The 485-nt window shown below is 68.7% G+C and carries 1 protein-coding gene; it reads left to right on the forward strand.

Annotated features, from left to right (window positions below):
* Nucleotides 1-485, forward strand: a 485-nt coding sequence (locus CVH10_RS17270) for a diguanylate cyclase (RefSeq protein ID WP_146142981.1), incomplete at both ends; no start/stop codon positions are given.

The raw sequence follows: 485 nt of genomic DNA on the forward strand, positions 1-485 counted from the left end.
GGAGCGGATGGCGCACTACGACATCCTGACCGGCCTGCCCAACCGCAAGCTGCTCGACGACCGGCTGCGGCAGATGCTGGCGTGCACCGGGCAGGGCGGCGGTCCGGTGGCGGTGCTCTATCTCGATCTCGACGGCTTCAAGCAGCTCAACGACACCTTCGGCCACGACGCGGGCGACGAGGCCTTGCGGCGCATCGCGCAACGGCTGCTCGGCCTGGTCAAGCCGACGGACACGGTGGCGCGCATCGGCGGCGATGAGTTCGTGCTGCTGCTGGCGAGTCTCGACGCGCCCGCCGAGAGCGCCGTACAGGGCGTCGCGCAGCGATGCATCGACGCGATCGCCGAGCCGCTGCACCTGCTCGACTGCTGCCAGGAAACCGACGGTGGCCAGGCATTGGTCATCGTCTCTGCCGAGCGCGCAAAGGATCTGGCCAACAAGCCCGTCGTCATCAAGGGCGCCGCTCAGGGCAGTAGCAAGGATCAGC

The sequence above is a fragment of the Halomonas sp. ND22Bw genome (assembly GCF_003011945.1).
In the GTDB taxonomy this organism is placed as follows: domain Bacteria; phylum Pseudomonadota; class Gammaproteobacteria; order Pseudomonadales; family Halomonadaceae; genus Halomonas; species Halomonas halophila.